At 59.5% G+C, this 15,831-nt stretch carries 17 protein-coding genes; 4 read left to right on the forward strand and 13 right to left on the reverse strand.

Annotated elements, in window-relative coordinates:
* Window positions 1-22: 22 nt before the first annotated feature.
* Together AC13QY_RS18615 and AC13QY_RS18620 are read left to right on the forward strand one after the other, a co-directional pair.
* Window positions 23-676, forward strand: a complete 654-nt coding sequence (locus AC13QY_RS18615) for an HD domain-containing protein (protein WP_371864907.1) — start codon at window positions 23-25, stop codon at window positions 674-676.
* A gap of 9 nt (window positions 677-685) precedes the next feature.
* On the forward strand, window positions 686-1,534 hold the full coding sequence (locus tag AC13QY_RS18620; RefSeq protein ID WP_113351665.1) for an MOSC domain-containing protein: 849 nt from the start codon (window positions 686-688) through the stop codon (window positions 1,532-1,534).
* Window positions 1,535-1,564: 30 nt separating this feature from the next.
* On the opposite strand, the gene recO is transcribed toward AC13QY_RS18620, so the two are convergent.
* From recO to rpoZ, 11 genes are all read right to left on the reverse strand, one after another.
* Window positions 1,565-2,344, reverse strand: coding sequence for a DNA repair protein RecO (recO, locus tag AC13QY_RS18625; protein WP_069616149.1), 780 nt, complete (start codon window positions 2,342-2,344; stop codon window positions 1,565-1,567).
* Between the two features lie 58 nt (window positions 2,345-2,402).
* A complete protein-coding gene (locus tag AC13QY_RS18630) occupies window positions 2,403-2,885 on the reverse strand; it encodes a response regulator (protein ID WP_233788697.1) in 483 nt (160 codons plus the stop codon).
* 219 nt (window positions 2,886-3,104) lie between these two features.
* Window positions 3,105-3,860: a Crp/Fnr family transcriptional regulator gene (locus AC13QY_RS18635; RefSeq protein ID WP_113351664.1), complete on the reverse strand. Its 756-nt coding sequence runs from the start codon at window positions 3,858-3,860 to the stop codon at window positions 3,105-3,107.
* 84 nt (window positions 3,861-3,944) lie between these two features.
* Complete coding sequence (gene era, locus AC13QY_RS18640; protein WP_113351663.1) at window positions 3,945-4,889, reverse strand: GTPase Era; 945 nt, start codon at window positions 4,887-4,889, stop codon at window positions 3,945-3,947.
* Between the two features lie 20 nt (window positions 4,890-4,909).
* Window positions 4,910-5,629 (reverse strand): ribonuclease III, encoded by a 720-nt coding sequence (gene rnc, locus AC13QY_RS18645; RefSeq protein ID WP_113351662.1) that lies wholly within the window; start codon window positions 5,627-5,629, stop codon window positions 4,910-4,912.
* Entirely contained in the window at window positions 5,626-6,372 is a 747-nt protein-coding gene (gene lepB / locus AC13QY_RS18650; RefSeq protein ID WP_113351661.1) for a signal peptidase I, read from the reverse strand. Before lepB ends, rnc begins: the two co-directional genes overlap by 4 nt.
* 114 nt (window positions 6,373-6,486) lie before the next feature.
* The gene (gene acpS, locus AC13QY_RS18655; protein ID WP_015339297.1) at window positions 6,487-6,891 is read right to left on the reverse strand and encodes a holo-ACP synthase; all 405 of its coding nucleotides are present in this window, start codon (window positions 6,889-6,891) and stop codon (window positions 6,487-6,489) included.
* A gap of 39 nt (window positions 6,892-6,930) precedes the next feature.
* Window positions 6,931-7,518, reverse strand: coding sequence for a DUF2062 domain-containing protein (locus AC13QY_RS18660; RefSeq protein WP_069616144.1), 588 nt, complete (start codon window positions 7,516-7,518; stop codon window positions 6,931-6,933).
* A gap of 221 nt (window positions 7,519-7,739) precedes the next feature.
* The gene (locus AC13QY_RS18665; RefSeq protein ID WP_015339295.1) at window positions 7,740-7,889 is read right to left on the reverse strand and encodes a DUF3563 family protein; all 150 of its coding nucleotides are present in this window, start codon (window positions 7,887-7,889) and stop codon (window positions 7,740-7,742) included.
* A 192-nt stretch (window positions 7,890-8,081) separates the two neighbouring features.
* Complete coding sequence (locus AC13QY_RS18670) at window positions 8,082-10,304, reverse strand: RelA/SpoT family protein (protein ID WP_113329125.1); 2,223 nt, start codon at window positions 10,302-10,304, stop codon at window positions 8,082-8,084.
* 100 nt (window positions 10,305-10,404) lie between these two features.
* Window positions 10,405-10,803, reverse strand: a complete 399-nt coding sequence (rpoZ, locus tag AC13QY_RS18675) for a DNA-directed RNA polymerase subunit omega (RefSeq protein ID WP_069616142.1) — start codon at window positions 10,801-10,803, stop codon at window positions 10,405-10,407.
* Window positions 10,804-11,114: 311 nt separating this feature from the next.
* Here rpoZ and AC13QY_RS18680 point away from each other — a divergent pair, with 311 nt between their 5' ends.
* Entirely contained in the window at window positions 11,115-11,699 is a 585-nt protein-coding gene (locus AC13QY_RS18680) for a LabA-like NYN domain-containing protein (protein ID WP_069616141.1), read from the forward strand.
* A gap of 300 nt (window positions 11,700-11,999) precedes the next feature.
* Here the strand turns inward: AC13QY_RS18680 and smpB are convergent, their stop codons facing one another.
* Window positions 12,000-12,479 (reverse strand): SsrA-binding protein SmpB, encoded by a 480-nt coding sequence (smpB, locus tag AC13QY_RS18685; RefSeq protein ID WP_069616140.1) that lies wholly within the window; start codon window positions 12,477-12,479, stop codon window positions 12,000-12,002.
* Window positions 12,480-12,618: 139 nt separating this feature from the next.
* Window positions 12,619-13,503: a 4-hydroxy-tetrahydrodipicolinate synthase gene (gene dapA / locus AC13QY_RS18690; RefSeq protein ID WP_113333821.1), complete on the reverse strand. Its 885-nt coding sequence runs from the start codon at window positions 13,501-13,503 to the stop codon at window positions 12,619-12,621.
* Between the two features lie 217 nt (window positions 13,504-13,720).
* Between dapA and AC13QY_RS18695 the strand changes: the two genes are divergently transcribed.
* On the forward strand, window positions 13,721-15,772 hold the full coding sequence (locus tag AC13QY_RS18695) for a lytic transglycosylase domain-containing protein (RefSeq protein WP_113333820.1): 2,052 nt from the start codon (window positions 13,721-13,723) through the stop codon (window positions 15,770-15,772).
* Window positions 15,773-15,831: the final 59 nt, after the last annotated feature.

Consider the following 15,831-nt stretch of genomic DNA (forward strand, 5'->3'; position numbering starts at 1 on the left):
TCATCCCGGAGCAAGTGCGACCATGAATACCGACAAGATGGCGCGGGCTTTCGCCCCGTTCGAAGCACTGGCTGCGGATCTCATCCCCCACGCCGCGGATGGCGATGACGGTTCGCACGATATTGCCCATATCCTGCGCGTCTTCCGCAATGCCATGGCCATCCAGGCCGAAGAAGGTGGCAATGCCCGTATTCTCGCCGCGGCCGTGCTGCTGCACGATTGCGTTGCAGTCGAAAAAAATTCGCCGCATCGCGCGCAGGCCTCGCGGCTCGCAGCCGAGAAAGCTTCGGGCATTCTGCGGCAGCTCGGCTGGGCGGACGACGATATTGCGGCTGCCGCGCATGCGATCACCACGCATAGTTTCTCCGCCAACCTGCAGCCGGAAACGCTCGAAGCGAAGATCCTGCAGGATGCCGACCGGCTGGATGCCATCGGCATGATCGGTGCGGCACGTTGCTTCTACATTGCAGGCCGTCTCGGTTCCGGTCTTTACGACCCGTTCGATCCGCTTGCGACAGAGCGGCCGCTTGACGACAAGCGCTTCGCCATTGACCATTTCGAGACAAAGCTGTTCAAACTTGCGGATGGATTCCAGACCGAGACCGGGGCCAGGTTTGCCGAAGCGCGGCATGACCGGCTGAAGACCGTGCTGACAATGTTTATGGACGAAATCTGAGGGCCACCCATGCGCGTCAGCGATCTTTTCATCTATCCCCTCAAGAGCGCCCGCGGCATCGCCATTCCGTCGGCAGCCATCGATGCCTTCGGTCTCGCGGGTGACCGCCGCGCCATGCTGGTCGATCCCTCGGGCAACTTCATCACCCAGCGCGAATTGCAGGCACTGGCCCGGATCGATATCCAGCCGGCGCCTTCCTATCTGCGTCTGAAGATGGAGGGCAAGGCTGACATCATCGTGCCGCCACCCCACCCCGACAACCGCATGGATATCATCGTCTGGAAATCAGCCGTCAACGCCTCCGTCGCGGATGAAGAAACCAACAAGGCCCTGTCGGCCTGGCTGGATCGCGAGGTCAGGATGGTGTTCTTCGACAGGCTCGCGAAGCGCATCGCCAACCCGGAATGGGCCGGCGAGGATACGCCTGTCACCTTTGCAGACGGATACCAGATCCTCGTCACGACGACCGGCTCGCTAAAGGCACTCAACGCCAATCTTGCCGCTCACGGCGAAGGTGCAGTCGGCATGGAGCGCTTCCGCCCCAACATCGTCATCGATATCGACGAGGAATGGCCGGAGGATCGCTGGGCCGCCATCGAAATCGGCGGTATCCGCCTCGATCTCGTCAAGCCCTGTTCGCGCTGCATCATGACGACGCAGGATCAGCAGACAGGCTCGCGCGACGTGCCGAACCCGATGCCCGCCATGGGCCGTATCCGCATGTCCGCCGACCGGCGCGTGCCCGGCCCGCTCTTCGGCTGGAATGCCGTGCCGCGTGGCGAAGGCGCTGTGAAGATCGGCGATACGGTGACGGTGCTCGAGGAACGGCCGGAAGGCTGGGCACTCAAGCGGCGCTAAAACTGACCCTCTGTGCAGGCCTTTTACTGCTCAGCCTTTGGCGACAAGGCCCGGGGATGCCATGCCCTCGTTCAGCGAAGCGACGGCAACCGCCTTCAGCGCGGCTTGCATAAAGCCGTCGCGCGCCGCGGCAATCTCTATGCCGCGCGGTTCGTAGACGTGTCGATGCAGAAAGAAGCCAGTAAGACGGAAAGCGGCGGAAAGGCTTTCCCTATCTGCGGCGATCATGGCCCCTGTCGTCAGAAACGGCGGCAATGCCAACATCTTGTCCGCCCAGGGCATGCCGGCTGCCCGGCAGACGGCACGCCCGGACTTCGGCGAAACGAAAGCCAGATCCTCACGCACGCCAGTTGCCGCGCATTCCGTCAAATCGAGGCCGAAACCAAGATCATTCAACACGGCAAGCTCGAAGCGCACGAAGAGTTCACCCGCGTCGGCGGGATTCTGCAGGTTTTCAAGGATGACATCGAGCGCATCGTAAAGATGCGGGTGTGGATCGCGCTCCGGCAGCAGCCGCAGCAAAGCGGCCATCGCCTGTACGCCATAGACAGCGGTCGCTGTCTCCATCAGCCGCGCAGCCCTCAGTGTCACCGGCTCCATGCGAAATTCGCCGAGATGCTCATGCAGTCTTGCCCGCCAGGTGACTTCGACGAGATTGCCGGCCTGCAGCACCGGCTGCATGGCGCGCGAGCGGCCGGATCGCACCAATCCCATATGGCGACCGCGGGTACGCGTCATCACCTCGGCGACGACGCTGGTCTCGCCGAGACGTTTGACGCCCAGAATGATCGCATGGTCCTGCCATTGCATCGGCCGGTTGCCCCGAAAGATTTCTGCGATTCGAGTTTAGGACAAATGACTGCCGCTGTCACATGGCGAGCGGGGAACCGCCGGCCAGCGTCTCGACGAAGAGGCGCATGGATTGCTCGTCGAAAGGCTTGTTCAAAAGCGGCACATGCCGCAGATCTGCCGGAAAATCGAGTGTATCGGAATAGCCGCTGACGAAGCCGAAGGAAATGCCGCGTTCCATCAGCAATCGGGCAAAGCCGAAACTGGTCGACTCCCCAAGATTCACGTCGAGCATTGCAAAATCATAATGTTCCGAATGAATGGCGTTGACCGCCTGCTCCAGATTCGAAGCAATCTCAATTTGTTGAATTCCGACGAGGTGAAGAATTTCCTCCGCCTCCATGGCAATGATAAGATTATCTTCCAGTATAAGGACGCGCTGAAACGTCATATCAGCGCCATCCTTGCACGTACGCGCCAATTGGCGCACCCCGTAAAAAGTCCCGCATCTATCCCTCCGGCGCCAATCATCGGCCCGTCTTGAATGGATGGCTTTGCCCATCCGTTTTGGCTCAGTCTCTTGTGACATGACTTCGCCTCCAATCCGCTTCGCACTTTTTGCACTGCGGGACTATGGGCTCGTCACCATGCTCCAATCGCTTTTGCCGCCGCGGTTAGTAAAAGGTGAAACTGGTCGAAAAGTGACGATAACAATAATCTATGCTGATACAGTTGTCGTCAGCATTTAAAAAAGACATGTCGTTTGTGCAAAAGGCTGCCCTCAAATGAAGGGGCGCCTGACCGAATCAAGGCCGTCCCAACCAGCGAGCTCAGCAAGGCCTTCGCTGTCCAAAACCTCACAGCCTCGCTCGTTCCAGAGCAGCAGCTTCCGCGCCGCCAACTTTTTCAATGTCTTGTTGGTATGAACCACCGAAAGACCAAGCGTGTCGGCGACGTGCTGCTGCCGGATGGGGATGGTCTTGCTGCCATTGAACAAGCGGAGTGCGCGGGCACGCTGATGCAGATACGCGATCAGATAGGCTGCACGCTCGAGCGCGGAGCGGCGACCTATGCTTAGAAGATGTTCATCCAGTATCCGCTCCTCTCGCGATGCGATCCAGGTCAGATCATAGGCTAGCGAAGGATGGGAATTGTAGAGCGTCATCAATTCCGTGCGCTCGAAGACGCAAAGCGATATTGGCGAAAGCGCCTCCGTCGAGTGCTGCATCTCGCCCATGATCGAACCTTGCAATCCGATGAGGTCGCCGGGCATCACATAGTTCAGAATCTGGCGGCGCCCATCCTCCAGCGTCTTGTAGCGGAAGCCCCAGCCGGAGAGGATGGTGAAAAGGTGGGCGCTATGCGCGCCTTCAAGAAAGATCGTGGCACCGGCGTCGACGAGAAGTTCGCCCTTCTTGAAACCGCTGATGAAATTCAGCTCGTCGCGCTCGAATTCTCGGAAATGCGGCAGGGATCTTAGTGGACATTGCTGGCAGGGCGTGCGTTGTCCATGCACAGTCGCAGCTGCCTTCGTCATGAAATGCTCCCCTCAGTTGCAGCGGCAAAGCGACATGCCCGATAAACCGCTGCAATATAAAGCGCTCAGGGAAGCAAAGTTCCATCAATGCGGGAAATCGAGCCCCATCTCCCGGAAACGCTCGGGATCGTCTCCCCAGTTTTCGCGGACCTTGATGAAGAGGAAAAGGTGCACGGGCTGTTCCAGAATTTCGGAGAGTTCCTTGCGCGACGCGGTCGAGATCGCCTTGATCGTCTCGCCACCCTTGCCGAGCGCGATCTTCTTCTGGCTCTCGCGCTCGACATAGATCACCTGTTCGATGCGCACCGAGCCATCCTTGCGCTCCTCCCATTTCTCGGTCTCGACATGCGAGGAATAGGGAAGCTCCTGGTGCAGGCGCAGGAACAGCTTTTCCCGGGTAATTTCGGCGGCGAGCTGGCGCATCGGCAGGTCCGAAATCTGATCCTCGGGATAGTACCAGGGGCCTTCCGGCAAGGTCTTTGCCAGATAATCCATCACGTCGGCGCAGCCGGAGCCGTTCTCTGCCGAGATCATGAAGGTCTGCTCGAAGGCGATCTTCTCGTTGGCGGCGGCGGCAAGTGCCAGCAGATCCTCGCGGCGGACGCGGTCGATCTTGTTCAAAACCAGGATCTTCGGCTGGGAAACGTCCTTCAAGCCTTCCAGAATGGCCTCGGCATCGCCGCGCAAGCCGCGCTCGCTGTCGATCAACAGCATGATGAGGTCGGCATCCTTGGCTCCGCCCCAGGCAGACGTCACCATGGCGCGATCCAGCCGGCGGCGCGGCTTGAAGATGCCCGGCGTGTCCATGAAGACGATCTGCGCATTGTTGTGAATGGCAATGCCGCGCACGATCGCGCGCGTCGTCTGCACCTTGTGGCTGACGATCGAAACCTTGGCGCCCACAAGCCGGTTGACCAGCGTAGACTTGCCGGCATTGGTGGGGCCGATAAGGGCGACGAAGCCTGAATGCGTCGGACCGATATGTTCAGCCGCGCCGTCTTCGGCTGAGGTGTCCTGTTGATTGCTCATTTGTCACTATTCCCCGGCAGTCACTTCTCAGTCAACTGAGGCTGCCATACACCTTCGCGCTCCAGGATCCGTGTCGCCGCCATCTGTTCGGCCGCACGTTTGGAGCGCTCTATTCCCGTTTCGGGCGCTGTACCCTTGACTTCCACGGTCACCGTGAAGCGCGGATCATGATCCGGTCCGCTGCGATCATCAACCCTATAGACCGGAGTGACGCCAAATTTCGCATGCGCCCATTCCTGCAATTCCGTCTTTGCATCGCGCCTTGCGCCTTCCGGCCGAATAGCCCGGCGCTCCCAGAAACGCAGGATGAACGCGCGGGCGACTTCAAGGCCGCCATCCAGATAAAGCGCGGCAATCAGGCTTTCGACGACATCGGCGCGCACGTTGAGCATGCGCTTGCCCGTGAGCTTCTTCACGTCGGCGCCAGTGCGGATGTAAAGATGCAACTCCATCTCATCGGCAACTTCAGCGCAGGTCTCTGCACTCACCAGCTGGTTGAGACGTACCGAAAGCTCGCCTTCCGTCGCCGCGCCGAAGGTCTTGAAAAGCAATTCTGCAATGCACAAGCCGAGAACACGGTCGCCGAGAAATTCCAGCCGTTCATAGTTGCCCGTCTTGTGCGTCCGCGCGCTGGCATGGGTCAGCGCGCGGTCGAGACGCTCCTTTTCGGCGAATTCATGGCCTATAACGACCTCAAGCTTGGCACGATCCGCCTGGGAGAGCGTCTGCGCCTTCGTCATTCGACAACCTTGAAAATACGGTCCCAACGCATGTTGGTCGGCCATTTCCAGACTTCGCGAAACGAGGTGTCGTGGCCCAGCGAGAAGAAGATGATGCTGGCGCGGCCGATCAGGTTCTCGGCAGGGACATAGCCGACATCGAAACGGCTATCGTCGGAATTGTCGCGATTGTCGCCCATCATGAAGTAATGGCCCGGCGGAACGACATATTCCTGGGTATTGTCGCCACGCGAATTCGGCGAAAGATCCAGCGTGTCATAGACCTTGCCGGTATCAGGCAGGCGCTCGCTGTAGACGGCGATGTTGTCGCCCGGCTCCTGACTGTAGTCCGAGGAGAAGGTGCCATGCGGCTCGCGCGGAACGGCCTGACCGTTGATGTAGAGGATATCACTCTTCACCTGGATGCGGTCGCCCGGCAGACCGATCACGCGCTTGATGTAGTCGACATCCGGATTGGGCGGGAAGCGGAAAACCACGACGTCGCCACGCTTCGGTTCGCTGCCCAGGATGCGGCCGCTGAACAGATCCGGCGAGAACGGCATTGAATACTTGGAATAGCCGTAGGCGAACTTGTTGACGAAGATGTAATCGCCGACAAGAAGCGTCGGCATCATTGAGCCTGACGGGATGGTGAATGGCTGAAAGAGAAACGTGCGGATGATCATGGCCAGGACGAGCGCCTGTACGATGACCTTGATGTTCTCCCACAGGGCGTTCTGCTGTTTTACGGCTTTCTCGGACACGCAGTCTTATTCCTTTTTCGCACCCCACCGGCGCACTTGCATTCAGGCACTGTCTACTCGCTTCACATCATCGCGGCAATGGCGCGGTTGCCAAAAGCGACATACAGTCGTGATTCAGGCATCCATCGGCAGCGCTTCGATGATCACAAAAGCCTGAGCAAGAGGAAAATCATCCGTTATAGTCAAATGAATGGCGGCGCGATGATTTGGTGGCAGCATGGCCGCCACTCTTTCGGCGGCACCGCCGGTCAATTGCATCGTCGGCTTACCGCTTGGCAGATTGACGACCCCCATGTCGCGCCAGAAAACACCCTGCGCCAACCCCGTGCCCAAAGCCTTGGAGCAAGCTTCCTTGGCAGCAAAACGCTTGGCATAGGAGGCCGCCTTGTTCTTGCGGCGCTCGGACTTGGCGCGCTCAATATCGGTAAAGCAGCGCTCGGTGAACCGGGCGCCGAAACGTTCGATCGTCTTCTCGACCCGGCGGATGTCGATAAGGTCGCTGCCTATGCCGATAATCATGGGAAGGCCCTCCTGGCGGCCCGGACAAGGTCAGGCACGTCAGACGCTCGATGCGTTTTCGGCGAGCGCGAGCCGCTCGCGCGCACGTTCCATCAAACGCTCCTTGCGGCGCGTCTTGAAGGTCTTCACACCATAATAGGTAAGCGCATAGACGATCACACCCGTCACGATGGCGGGCGGAATGCCGCCGATCAGCATCGGCTTCAAAACCGGGTCCCAGATTTGCGTGAGATCACCCTTGTGCCACAGCGCCGGCAGATCGATGCTGCCGCCCTGGCCACCACTGTCACGCGCCAGGATCAGATGACCGATTTCCCAGGTCAAAGCCCAGATGAAGGGGTAGGTAATCGGATTGCCGGCAGCCAGACAGCCGAGCGCGGAGGCAATGACATTGCCGCCGACGAGATAGGCTATGATGATCGCCATGACGAAATGTACACCGATGAACGGCGTCCAGGACACGACAATGCCCGCCGCAAAGCCGGCCGCGACCGAATGCGGCGAGGCGGCGAGGCGAACGAGGCGCTTACCGAAATATTGGAACGAACGGACGAAACCCTTGCGGGGCCAAAGGTGTTCCCGCAGTTTTTCCTTGAATGTCAGTGGTTTTCGGCGACGAAACAGCATGCGGCTTATCTAGTGCAATGGAGGCCGTCGTGACAAGAGCGGCCGAACGTATCATGCACTGATTAAGAACCGAAAGTGCGGCTCTTTTTGGGAACATCCTCTGCGCGGCGCGCAGAAAATGGACGTTCTCTTCATTTGCAGGAAGCAATCCCGCAAGATCGGGATGCTCCAAGGGCGCAACAACGACGCGCCCCTTCTGGTCTTTCAAGTATTAACAGCGATTAACGCGTGCGGAACAGACCGCGGTCGACCTGACGCTGACGATACTCAAGGTCAAAACGGTCATGCGAACCATTCAGGTAAGCCATTTCGCGTTCTTCAACACTCGGAACACGCAGAGCACGGGCGATTTTCTTGATCGGGCTAAACATTGTCTTCTCTCATCTCAGTTTCGTTTCTTCGATGATCAGAAGATAGGCCCGACAAAGGTTAATTACCACCGCTCTAAAATATACACAGCCATGCGCTCAATGCATATCTATCCAAAAGGGCGCTCGAATTTGGTCATAAAATGATCACAAAATATGCAGCCTGCCTCGGATCGGCAGCAATCCCGGTAGATCTCATTCGTAGAGGCGCTTTACGGTGGCGATACAGTCGAGTTCCTTGAGCTGCACCAGAAGCTGATTGAGCTGGCGCAGATCCCAAACTTCGACGTCGAGGGCCATTTCGGTGAAATCGGCTGCAACCCGAACGGTGTTGAGCACGCGAATATTGACGTCCACATCCGCCACGGTTTGCGCCACCTTCGCCAGGGTTCCCGGCTCATTGAGGGCATTGATCAGGATGCGGGCGGCAAAGCGGGACTTGTTGGCCTCGTCCAGATCCCAGCGCACATCGATCCAGCGCTCCGGCTCGTCATCGAACCGCTGCAGGACAGGCGACTGGATCGGATATATGGTGATGCCCTTGCCTTTTTCCATGATGCCGACGATGCGGTCGCCGGGGACGGCACCGGTCGGCGCGAAATGCACCTCGACATTCGAAGAGATGCCGCGGATCGGCGGCGCATCGAGATCGGCGCCGTCGGAAACCTCGGCCTTGTTCTTGCCGGGGATCTTGAAGATCATGCCGGAGGCGCTGCGAACGTTGAACCAGCCCTCGTCGCCGGCGGGCTTCACGGTCACGCGTTCGTCCTGATGATCGGGATAGACGGCGCGCAAGACATCAAGCGACGACATCTCCCCTCGCCCGACGGCGGCGATCGCGTCCTCGACGTCCTTCTGGCCGAGGCGATGCAGGGCCGGCTTCAGGGCATCGCGCGAGAAGACCTTGCCGGCGCGCTCGAAGGTGCGCTCCAGAATGCGATGGCCTAGGCCGGCATATTGCTTGCGGATGGCAAGGCGGGTGGCGCGGCGAATAGCGGCGCGCGCCTTGCCGGTGACCACGATCTCTTCCCAGGCGGCCGGCGGCACCTGCACGCCCGAGCGGATGATCTCGACCTCATCGCCATTGTTCAGCCGCGTGACGAGCGGCATGATGCGGCCGTTGATCTTGGCGCCGACCGTGGTGTCACCGATATTGGTATGGACGGCATAGGCAAAGTCGATCGGCGTCGCGCCGCGCGGCAGGGCGATCAGCTTGCCCTTGGGCGTGAAACAGAAGACCTGGTCCTGGAACAGTTCGAGCTTCGTGTGCTCTAGAAATTCTTCAGGGCTGTCGCCCTCGGCCAACGCCTCGATCGTATGGCGCAGCCAGGAATAGGCGTTGCTTTCCCTCGACAGGAGCTCGCTATCGCCATTGGTGTTGGCGCCATCCTTATAAAGCGTGTGGGCGGCAATGCCGAATTCGGCGATCTCATGCATGCGCTTGGTGCGGATCTGCAGTTCGATGCGCTGGCTCGAAGGGCCGACGATCGTCGTGTGCAGCGAGCGGTAATCATTCTGCTTAGGCGTCGAGATATAATCCTTGAAGCGGCCGGGAACGACGCGCCAGCGGGTATGGACGATGCCGAGCGCCCGATAGCAGGAGGGAATATCGTCGACCAGAAGGCGGAAGCCGTAGACATCGGAGAGCTGCTCGAAGGAGAGCGACTTCGACTGCATCTTGCGAAAGACCGAATAGGGCTTTTTCAGCCGGCCCTTGACCATGGCGTTGGCAAGGCCATTGGCGACAAGCAGATCGCGCAGCTCGGTCTCGATCTTCTTGACCAGGCCCTCGTTACGGCGCGACAGTTCCTCAAGGCGCTTGGTGACGGTATCATGCGCTTCGGGATTGATATGGCGGAAGGAAAGCTCCTCCAGCTCCTCGCGCATGTCCTGCATACCCATGCGGCCGGCAAGCGGCGCATAGATTTCCATCGTCTCCTCGGAAATGCGCGCGCGCTTTTCCGGCGACATGTGATCGAGCGTGCGCATATTGTGCAGGCGGTCGGCAAGCTTCACCAGAAGCACGCGCACATCGTCGGAAATGGCGAGCAGCAGTTTGCGCAGGTTTTCAGCCTGCTTGGCCTTCTTGGTGACGAGATCCAGCTTCTTGATCTTCGTCAGGCCCTCGACCAGGCGACCGATGTCTTCGCCGAACATCTCGTCGATTTCGGCGCGCGTCGCCGTCGTATCCTCGATCGTGTCGTGGAGAAGAGCGACTGCGATGGTCGATTCATCCAGGCGCATATCCGTCAGGATCGCAGCAACTTCGAGAGGATGGGAAATATAGGGGTCGCCGCTGGCACGTTTCTGCTGGCCATGCTTCTGCATCGCATAAACATAGGCTTTGTTGAGGAGAGCTTCGTTGGCATCGGGCTTGTATTTCTGCACGCGCTCAACAAGCTCGTATTGCCGCATCATTCCAAAGCTACTCCAGCAAAAACAAAAGCGCGCCAGTCATATGACCGGCGCACGCATTTTCCCATCATATCGCTCCTGCCCGGAGCATCAAGATCGACGATCAGTAATCGTCGCTTTTTTCCGGCGGAACCAGACCTTCGATACCGGCCAGAAGCTCTTCTTCCGACATCTGATCGAACGTAACAGTTTCCGGCAGATCTTCCTCCTCGTCGCTGGAGGCGGAAGCGCCGGCGGCGAGCAGGCTTGCGGGATCGGGCTCAGGCTCATCCACTTCGACATGCTTCTGCAGCGAATGGATGAGATCTTCCTTGAGATCGTCCGGCGACAGCGTCTCGTCGGCGATTTCGCGCAGAGCAACAACCGGGTTCTTGTCGTTGTCGCGATCGATGGTGATCGACGAGCCCTGCGAAATCAGGCGGGCGCGATGGCTGGCGAGCAGCACGAGCTCGAACCGGTTCTCTACTTTATCAATGCAATCTTCTACTGTGACACGGGCCATTGCCTGTCCTTTGCGGTCGTGATGTCGTCATCATGTCTCGGAGTAGCACGCCGATACAAGCAAACGATGGCAAATTCAAGTTTTTCCTGTTTCAGCGCCTTTGCACCCTTCCGGAAAGTGCTAAAATTCCCCCAGACAAACAACGATTTCTACCTTGGATTGCTTGGAATATCGCATTGCGTGCCCTAAATCTGGGTTATATGAATAATTCATAAAGTAATACGAATTATTCTGCAACGCCCTACAAGGCATTGTTTTAGCTTGTGTTTGAATGAAGTGATTACGTTTTTATAACAGTGGATATGTAAGAGATGTTTGACCCACGCGAAAAAATTGCACTCTTTATAGACGGCGCCAATCTCTACGCTGCATCCAAGAGCCTCGGCTTCGATATCGACTACCGGAAGCTCCTGAAAGCATTTCAGAAACGCGGCTATCTGCTGCGCGCCTATTATTACACCGCCCTCATCGAAGACCAGGAATATTCCTCCATCCGGCCGCTGATCGATTGGCTCGATTACAACGGCTACAAGGTGATTACCAAGCCGGCCAAGGAATTCACCGATTCCATGGGACGCCGAAAGATCAAGGGCAATATGGACATCGAGCTGGCGATTGACGCCATGGAGCAGTCCGAAACCGTCGATCATCTGGTGATCTTTTCCGGCGACGGCGATTTCACGACCCTCGTTGAAGCTCTCCAGCGTCGCGGACGCAAGGTATCGGTCATCTCGACCATGGCGACCCAGCCGCCGATGATCGCCGACGATCTGCGCCGCCAGGCCGATCATTTCATCGATCTCGTATCGCTGAAGGCCGAAATCGGCCGCGAGGCTTCCGAGCGTCCACAACGTCCCGCCGAACCGACACCGGCCGCTTCGGATGACGAAGAATAATTGGGACTGGCTGCATCTGACAGGTTCGCTGGCCGCTGGAGAGTAGTTGCGCGCAGCGGAAGCGTTTGTTGTTGCCGCGGCAGTTGGCCCTTCGCTAGGGCATCATGATGCCTGCCGAAGGGGCGTTCGTCGCTGCAATCGACTGACGCGCAGCTGTGGTTGCGCAGGGATGGTTGTGGACGCCGGGAAGCGTTTCGTATTTGCCGCGACAGCCGGCCCTTCGCTAGGGCTCAGGGCGTTCGTCGCTGCAAACGATTCGCTGGATCGATTGCTCGGGCTTTGCCCGACCGCTCCTCACCCTCACCCATTGTCCTTGAGCAGGCGGCTCTTCTGCCTGTTCCAATCGCGCTCCTTCTCGGATTCGCGCTTGTCATGCAGCTTCTTGCCCTTGGCGAGGGCCAGTTCCAGCTTGGCGCGGCCGCTGTCGTTGAAGTAGATTTTCAGCGGCACGAGCGTCATGCCTTCGCGATTGATGGCCGAGCGCAGCCGGCCGATTTCGCGGCTGGAAAGCAGCAGCTTGCGGCGGCGGCGCGGCTCGTGATTGAAGCGGTTCGCCTGCAGGTATTCCGGCAGATAGGAGTTGATCAGCCAGATCTCGCCATCCTCGTCCGAAGCGTAGGACTCTGCAATATTCGCCTTGCCTTCGCGCAGCGACTTGACCTCGGTGCCCTTCAGCACGAGCCCTGCTTCATAGGTATCGATGATCTCGTAGTTGAAGCGTGCCTTGCGGTTCTCTGCCACAATCTTCTTCACCACACGCTGGCTGCCTTTGGGTGCCATGATTCTTCTTCTTTTCTTGCGTCATTCCGGCAGCGGCCGAACGCGCGCCTGTCCCCTAAACTGTCCCCTAAATAAGCGAGACCGCTCTCCTTGTGAAGAGAGCGGCCCGCAGAGTTTCGGCAGCGCGCCTGTGACGCCGTTAGTTCAGGAGGCCGGCATGGCGCATGGCCGCGTCGATCGCTGCCTCAGTGCCCGGCTCCAGGGTCGACAGGAGCGGCGAGCGCACGTTGCGGCTCATGCGGCCAAGACGCGAAAGACCGTACTTGGCGCCGCAGAGACCGGGTTCAAGGAAGATCGCCTTGTGCAGAGGCATCAGGCGATCCTGATATTCGAGCGCCTTGGCATAGTCACCGCCAAGTGTGGCCGCCTGGAATTCGGCGCAAAGGCGCGGCGCGACATTGGCGGTGACCGAGATGCAGCCGACGCCGCCATGGGCATTGAAGCCGAGCGCCGTCGCATCCTCACCGGAAAGCTGGCGGAAATCGCGGCCGCAGCTGATGCGCTGTTCGGAGACGCGTTCGATCTTGCCGGTCGCATCCTTTACACCGACGATATTGGCGTAGGCCTTGGCGAGCGCGCCCATCGTCTCCGGCGTCATATCGACCACCGAGCGGCCGGGAATGTTGTAGATATAGATCGGCAACTTCACCGCTTCCGCGATCGCAGCGAAATGCGCGTAGAGGCCCTTCTGCGTCGGTTTGTTGTAATAGGGTGTCACGACCAGCACCGCATCGGCGCCGACCTTTTCGGCATGTTGCGCCAGCTCGATCGCCTCGCGCGTGTTGTTCGAGCCAGCGCCCGCCATCACCGGGACGCGCTTGTTGGCGATCTCGATGCAGAGCTCGACGACGCGCTTGTGTTCATCATGCGAGAGGGTGGGCGATTCACCCGTCGTTCCAACGGGCACCAGTCCCTTGCTGCCCTCTTTTATCTGCCAATCCACATGCGAGGCGAAGGATGCCTCGTCCACCTTGCCGGCGTCAGTAAAGGGCGTAACGAGAGCGGGAATGGATCCCTGGAACATGCAAGTCTCCTAGCGGCGCGGCATTCATGCTTCAGCCGCAATCCATGGTTATGAATCCGCGCACCATAAAGCGCCGGCTTGACGGCGACAAGCACGCTTTGAATGGTTAAGGGCAGTTTCCGATATCATAATTGATTGAAATTCGGACCACCGGTAAGGTTTCGTTAATATTGCATTTGGCAAATGGAAGGGGCCTGTTTGTTTTGTGAGTAGCCGGATGAAGAGACCTGTCATGATCTGGACCGCCGTGGGCTTGGCGGTCGCCTGGGGCGCGGTTGCCTCGCAACTTCCCGGCCAGCAGATACCGACGAGCGCCAACGCCTATGTCGCCATGGCGCCGGACCCCATGAGCACGGCCGCGATCCCGCGTGGCGGCACCATCGCGCCGGTGAGCGGAGACCTGAAGGCAGGCCTCGACGCCCTTTCCAACAAGAACCCGATGCAGGCGCTTGCCATCCGCAACGGCATGGGTGAAGGCACGCTCGATCGCCATATCCTGACCTGGGCGATTGCGACTTCGGGCCAACCAGGCATTCCCTCCGGCGAGATTGCCGCCGCCGCCCGCGAGCTTCAAGGCTGGCCGGGCCTCGGCAGCCTGCGCGCCAATTCCGAGCGGGCGCTCTACATAGAAAATCCGGCAACGGATCAAGTCCTTGCCGCCTTCGGCAGCTCGCAGCCGGAGACCGTGGAGGGCAGCATCATCCTCTCGCGTGCTCTTATGGCACGCGGCGCGTCGGCACAGGCCGGAAAGCTGATCCGCAAGATCTGGCGCGATGAGCCATTGGACAAGCCTCTCGAAGACAAGATCCTTGCGGAATTCCCCAGTCTGCTTTCGCCTGCCGATCACAAGGCGCGCATGGATTATCTGCTTTACCGCGACCGGACCGCGCAGGCCAAACGCTTCGGCGACCTCGGCAAAGCGCAATCGCTCTATAAGGCGTGGGCGGCGGTCAATGATCGCTCGCCGAAGGCCGATGCGCTGATCGCAGCCATCGACGCGCAATGGCGCAAGGACCCCGCCTATCTCTTCATGCGGATCGAAAACCTGCGTCGTCAGAACAAATATGACGATGCCGCCAATCTTCTGGCGCAAATGCCCAAAGACCGCAGCGTGCTTGTCAGCCCCGGCGCATGGTGGGCCGAGCAGCGCATCGTCAGCCGCGGCCTGGTGGATCAGGGTGAGTTCAAGGCCGCCTACCGCGTCGTCGATGCCAGCGTCGCAGAAAGCCCGCAGGATGTCGGCGAGGCCGAGTTCCATGCCGGCTGGTACGCTCTGCGCGGCCTGCAGGACGGCGCAAACGCGTCAGCCCATTTCCGCAAGATCCTGCAGGTCTCGAACGGCCCGATCTCGCAATCGCGCGGCTGGTATTGGCTCGGCCGTGCCGCCGAAGCGGGCGGACCGGGCAAGGCTGCCGATTTCTACGCGAAGGCCGCCTCTTATCCGAGCACCTTCTACGGCCAGCTTGCCGCCGAGAAGCTTGGCCGCCGCACCCTCAACGTCACCTATCCCTCGCCCTCGGCTACGGATCGCCAGCGCTTCCAGGGGCGTGAGGCGGTACAGGCGATTTCGCGGCTTGAGGCCGCAGGGCACGGATGGCGTGCCGATGCGCTCTATCGTGCGCTCGCGAAACAGCTGGATAGTCCCGGCGAAGTCGCCATGCTGGCTGCCCGCGCGGAGCGTTCCGGCAATCACCAGCTTTCGCTCCAGATCGGCAAGATCGCCTATGGGCGCGGCATCGACGTCGCTGCACTCGCCTTCCCGATCGGCGTCATTCCGGACAATGCGAATATTTCCGGCTCCGGCAAAGCGCTAGCCTATGCCATTGCCCGGCAGGAGAGCGCCTTCAATCCGGCCGCCGTTTCCTCTGCCAATGCCCGAGGCCTGCTGCAGCTGCTGCCGAAGACGGCAAAGGCGGTTGCCGGCCGGCACGGAATGGCCTTTTCAGCCGACAAGCTGACGCAGGATGCGGGCTACAATGCCACGCTTGGCGCTCATTACCTCGGCGAGCAGATCGACACCTTCGGCGGCTCCTACATTCTGACCTTCATCGCTTACAATGCAGGGCCGAACAAGGTGCCGGAATGGATCAGCCGCTATGGCGACCCGCGCGGCAAATCGCTCGACGATGTGATCGACTGGATCGAGCGCATCCCCTTCCCCGAGACCCGCAACTACGTGCAGCGCGTGATGGAAAACTATCAGGTCTACAAGGCGCGGCTGGGACAGAAGACCGACATCGTACACGATCTGGTTGACGGCCGCGGCTAAGCCCCAGTACTATCGCAAAGCCGCCGCCCGGCCTTACGCGATATGCTTCAGCCAACAAC

The sequence above is a fragment of the Martinezella sp. CNPSo 3795 genome (assembly GCF_057784475.1).

Coding starts and splice junctions, on each gene's coding strand:
- AC13QY_RS18695 (WP_113333820.1), top strand. CDS start 13,721: ATGAAGAGACCTGTCATGATCTGGACCGCCGTGGGCTTGGCGGTCGCC.
- AC13QY_RS18620 (WP_113351665.1), top strand. CDS start 686: ATGCGCGTCAGCGATCTTTTCATCTATCCCCTCAAGAGCGCCCGCGGC.
- rpoZ (WP_069616142.1), bottom strand. CDS start 10,803: ATGGCCCGTGTCACAGTAGAAGATTGCATTGATAAAGTAGAGAACCGG.
- recO (WP_069616149.1), bottom strand. CDS start 2,344: ATGCAATGGCAGGACCATGCGATCATTCTGGGCGTCAAACGTCTCGGC.
- acpS (WP_015339297.1), bottom strand. CDS start 6,891: ATGATTATCGGCATAGGCAGCGACCTTATCGACATCCGCCGGGTCGAG.
- AC13QY_RS18680 (WP_069616141.1), top strand. CDS start 11,115: ATGTTTGACCCACGCGAAAAAATTGCACTCTTTATAGACGGCGCCAAT.
- AC13QY_RS18665 (WP_015339295.1), bottom strand. CDS start 7,889: ATGTTTAGCCCGATCAAGAAAATCGCCCGTGCTCTGCGTGTTCCGAGT.
- AC13QY_RS18635 (WP_113351664.1), bottom strand. CDS start 3,860: ATGACGAAGGCAGCTGCGACTGTGCATGGACAACGCACGCCCTGCCAG.
- smpB (WP_069616140.1), bottom strand. CDS start 12,479: ATGGCACCCAAAGGCAGCCAGCGTGTGGTGAAGAAGATTGTGGCAGAG.
- rnc (WP_113351662.1), bottom strand. CDS start 5,629: ATGACGAAGGCGCAGACGCTCTCCCAGGCGGATCGTGCCAAGCTTGAG.
- AC13QY_RS18670 (WP_113329125.1), bottom strand. CDS start 10,304: ATGATGCGGCAATACGAGCTTGTTGAGCGCGTGCAGAAATACAAGCCC.
- AC13QY_RS18660 (WP_069616144.1), bottom strand. CDS start 7,518: ATGCTGTTTCGTCGCCGAAAACCACTGACATTCAAGGAAAAACTGCGG.
- AC13QY_RS18630 (WP_233788697.1), bottom strand. CDS start 2,885: ATGGGCAAAGCCATCCATTCAAGACGGGCCGATGATTGGCGCCGGAGG.
- dapA (WP_113333821.1), bottom strand. CDS start 13,503: ATGTTCCAGGGATCCATTCCCGCTCTCGTTACGCCCTTTACTGACGCC.
- era (WP_113351663.1), bottom strand. CDS start 4,889: ATGAGCAATCAACAGGACACCTCAGCCGAAGACGGCGCGGCTGAACAT.
- AC13QY_RS18615 (WP_371864907.1), top strand. CDS start 23: ATGAATACCGACAAGATGGCGCGGGCTTTCGCCCCGTTCGAAGCACTG.